General features: G+C 73.6%; 3 protein-coding genes. 1 reads left to right on the forward strand and 2 read right to left on the reverse strand.

The features are described from left to right. Positions 1-200, reverse strand: a 200-nt coding sequence (locus tag ACWGH4_RS22365) for a tyrosine-protein phosphatase (protein WP_453463597.1), incomplete at its 3' end; no start/stop codon positions are given. Continuing rightward, complete coding sequence (locus ACWGH4_RS22370; RefSeq protein ID WP_453463599.1) at positions 197-3,364, reverse strand: alpha-N-acetylglucosaminidase; 3,168 nt, start codon at positions 3,362-3,364, stop codon at positions 197-199. The genes ACWGH4_RS22365 and ACWGH4_RS22370, both read right to left, overlap by 4 nt. Positions 3,365-3,466: 102 nt before the next feature. Here ACWGH4_RS22370 and ACWGH4_RS22375 point away from each other — a divergent pair, with 102 nt between their 5' ends. Further along, complete coding sequence (locus ACWGH4_RS22375) at positions 3,467-4,042, forward strand: hypothetical protein (RefSeq protein WP_453463602.1); 576 nt, start codon at positions 3,467-3,469, stop codon at positions 4,040-4,042. Positions 4,043-4,156: the final 114 nt, after the last annotated feature.

Below are 4,156 nucleotides of genomic sequence, written 5' to 3' on the forward strand. Positions count from 1 at the left end.
GCCTCACGCTCCGCCCGGGTGCGGAAGTCGACGACGGTACGGATGCCGAGGGCGGCGACGGCCGGGTCGGACGCGGCGTCCATCCGGTCCAGCTGCCCTGAGCGGAACAGCAGACCGCTGCGCACCGACCGGCCGCCGGGCAGAGGCGTGCCGCCCAGATCGCGGAGGTTCGCGACGGTGGTGGAGGGGATCGCGTTCATGATGCGGAATGTAGGCCCACCGGACGTCGGCCGCCGGTCGCGACACCGCCGCCCGTCAAGGACCAGCCGCTGAACCGCACCGTCCCGCGCGCACCGCTCCCGCCGTTCGTGGCGCTCATGAAGAACCCGGCGTCCTGCGTCGCCGACGTGCCCGGCACCGACACGGTGGCGACCGGGCGCCAGGTGGTGCCGCCGTCGGTGGAGCACGCGCCGGTGAAGGACGTCCCGGCGTTCTTCGTGAGCCGGAGCAGCACCGGCGCCCTGACCCCGGCGATCCGGCCGTAGGCGTCGAGCGTGCCGTCGCCGTTCGTGTCGTACGACAGCACGACGCCCTGCCCCGGGGTCACTGCCAGGTTCAGGAAGCCCACGTCCCCGGGGGTCGCCAGCGAGTTGCGGACCATGATCCCGGCGCGTGCCCAGGGGTCGGTGTCGTCCTGCGCGTCCACCCGCAGCACGATGCTCGCGCCCTCGGTGAACGCCCCGGGCAGGTAGGCGGTGCCGAACTGGGCGGTGCCGCGCCACAGGTCGTTGCCCGCCCCGTTGATCGCGAACCGGCCGCCGAGCCGGCCGAAGACGGCGCCGTTGGAGGTGAAGGTGCGCCATGCCGGGTCCAGCGGCGCGGCGATGTACACGCTGCCCGGCTGCGTGGTGGTGACCCGGTCCTCGCCAAGCGGCCCGTACCGCGTGGTGAGCTCGTACGGCATGGGCGTCAGCGGCTCCGTCAGCGGATCAGCGGGCGCCGTCACCCGCCAGGAGACCTTGCCCCTCCCTCCGGCCGGGACGCCCTCCAGAGCCGTCGGGCCCTCGGGGGAGGCGTCGAGCCCGGCGAGCGCGAAGTCGATCCTGCCGGTGCCGCTGAGCCCGTTGACGTTGCGGAAGACCGCCGTCACGGTGCCCGTGCTCCCGGGGGCGAACGCCGGCGGTTCCACCTCCACCGTCACGACGCCCTGGTAGGGCGCGCGGGCCAGCGCCTCGAACACGCGGAGGGCCGTGCGGTACGCGTCCCCGGTCGGCCGCACCGGGTAGGTGCGGCGTTCCAGGGTCCACGCCTCCTCCTGGGGATACCAGTCGAAGGGCTTCGGCGCCCTGCCCGCGGCCATCGCGTCGGCCTGCTCCGTCAGGAACGCCTCCCACTGCGGCACATGGACGTCGGCCATCAGCCCCTGCCAGTCCCGGTTGGCGTAGTTGCTGAGGGTGTTCGCGGTCGGACGGTCCGCCCAGGTGGTGATCAGGGCGCGCGCGGTGCGCTCCAGGCGCACCGCCTCCTCCGGACCGGTCGCCAGCCGCTTCGCGTCCTCCAGCCACGGTCCGAGCAGGAACCGGCGGTGGCAGCCGGCCATCGTGTCGCTGAGCCGCATCAGCTTCAGCCACAGGGCCGACACGGCGCGGAAGGTGGCCACGTCCTTGTTGCGGTGCGCGGCCCGCAGCGCCGGCTGAAGCGTGCGGGAGCGGTTTGCCAGCGCCTGACGGGCCACATCCGTCAGATCGTGGCGGTACGTGTCGGAGTCACGCAGCGACGGCCGTACGGCGAGCAGCGCGGCGAACGCCCGGTCGAAGCCCGCCGGGTCGAAGGCGGTGCCGATCGACGTCGTCAGCGACGGCCGGCGCGAGAACAGCGAGTCGTACGGCCGGCCGTCCGTGCTCGTCAGCTTGTACGCCGTCGCCGCCAGCGCGGCGAACGCCTCCCGCGCCGAGCGGTCGACGCCGCCGTACCGGATCTGCGCGTACTCGGCGAACCATGCCTCCCGGTCGATCCGCTCCTCGCGCCAGGCCAGTTCGCTGAACAGTTCCAGCGCCGCCGGGTCCCGCTCCGCCGCCTCCGGCATGTACGCGGTGCCCACCAGCGCACTGCCCGGCTTGTCGCGCCAGGCCGTGAATTTCTCCGTCCACCGGTCGGTGTTCGCGCCGATCGTCGTACGGCCGCCGAAGTTGGGGATCGTGCCGAAGGCGTACGGAGCCCCGCCCCAGTCCGCCTCCCGGTCGGTGACCGTGTCCAGGTCGGAGAGGCCGTCGACGACGAGGACGCGGGAGGTGTCGATCGAGTCGAGCAGCGCCCGGCGCGGGTTGGCCTGCCAGCCGAGGATCACCCAGGTGGCATCGGGCCGGGCCGTTCGAAGGGAGGTCTCCACCGCGCGTGCGGCGTCCGGGACCGGCACGTCGCCCGCGGTGCCGCCCTCGTGCAGCAGGTCCATCTTGAAGAGCGACACGTCGCCGAACAGGTCGCCCTGATGCCGGTAGAAGGCCGCGGCGACGTCGGAGAACGCCTGCGTCCGCGGGTCCAGCCAGTCGGGCCGGCGCATTCCGCCGCCCCAGGTGCCCTGCGGGATCACCCGCGCGTCACTGCCGGGGTTGTGGCCGGGGAAGTCGTCGGGCACGGTGCCGAAATAGCCCGGCACCACCGGATGCATGCCCAGCTCCCGCAGCCGGTCGGCGATCCGCCGGCCCAGCCCGGCCCGGCGCTCGATGAGGGCCGCCGACATCGGGCCGCCGTACTCGCTCATGTTCTGGAGCAGCCACCACGGCTGGTGCGAGGGCGCCGGCAGCCAGGTCCTGGCCTCCTCGTCCGAGTAGCCGAAGTCCGTCAGCAGCCGGTGGTAGACGGCCTCCTGTCCGGGCGTCACCAGGACCTCGTTGCAGCCGTGCAGGGCCAGGACGTCGATCAGCCGCTCCCAGCGGGGCCAGTCGGCGTAGGGGGCGGTGTAGCCGTCGTGCGTGTCGTTGTACGCGAACCGGTGCGGGACCGTGGCCCTCCGCTCGAGCGGGCGACGGGGCGCGGGCAGCCGTCGGGGCAGGTCCAGCCGGGACCCGGACCACGAGATGTGCGCCCGGCAGACGTACTTGAGATACCAGTGCACCCCAGTCAGCAGGACCGCCGGACCGGTGCCGGCCACCTCGATGCGGCCGGTCGAGCCGGTGACCTGGAACCGCTCGGGACCGGTCAGCGCCGTCAGCCGCAACTGGTCGGCATGGTCGGGCAGCAGGCGGTGCAGCGCGGCGACGGCGGGGCCAATGCCGAACGCGTCCCCGGCGCCCGCGCCCGGTGCCGGGGGCGGGGAGGCCGGACGGGGCAGAGCGGTGGCCGCGGGAGTGTGCGCGGCGAGCACCGCGCCGGCTCCCACAGCTCCCGCAGTGCCCAGCAGCGTACGTCTCGACAACTCGTTCACGAGCGCTCCTCCGCGTTGCTGACGCGACAACAGGTGCGTGCGGAGCGCAGGTTACCTGCGGTTCTGCCGCGCGAAGGGAGAGCGGGAAGGCACCATGGCCGGATGCGGACGAGTACGAGCACCAGCACACGGCGGGCGGCCCGGACAGGACTGGCAGTTGTCGTCCTGGTCCTGGCGACGGCCTGCGGCTCCGGCGACGGCGACGACGGGCGTGTCGGACCCGACAAGGGCGCGAAGGCGCCGAAGACGGCGACCGGCAGCCTGGAGGACCTCGCACGCCAGGCCGAATGCGAACCGAACATCCAGACGGACGCGGACGAATTGCGCCAGGCCAACTGCAGGACGGCCGACGGCAAGTACATCCTCGCGACCTTCGCCACCGACCGCGGCCAGCGGGAGTGGATCAACGAGGCCAACGACTACGGCGGCACCTATCTGGTCGGGCGCAAGTGGGTCGCGGTCGGCGACGAGAAGGTCGTGGCGGCCCTGCGGGACCGGCTCGGCGGCACCGTCGAGACCGGGGCGCAGCACGGCTCCGGCCACGGCGGCGACGGCGGTGGGGACAGCGGCGGCGAGGTCGGTGGCCACGACGGTCACGAGGGTCACGACGGCGGCGCGGGCAGCGGCGAGAGCGGCGGGAGTGCCGGGGAGGGGCACGAAGAGCACCAGGGGAGCTGACCGGCCCCTTCGGCTCGGGCCGGTCCGGGTAGTGCTGCCCGCCGGCCCGGGAGAGGCCGTGCCGTGCCGTCCGCAGACGGAAAGAGGCCGGGCCGGTCCGGGAATCTCCCGGAC

It is taken from the genome of Streptomyces sp. NPDC054847, assembly GCF_053610925.1.

Bases quoted from the DNA above. Each gene is read 5' to 3' on its own strand.
- ACWGH4_RS22375 (WP_453463602.1), top strand. From the start codon at position 3,467: ATGCGGACGAGTACGAGCACCAGCACACGGCGGGCGGCCCGGACAGGA.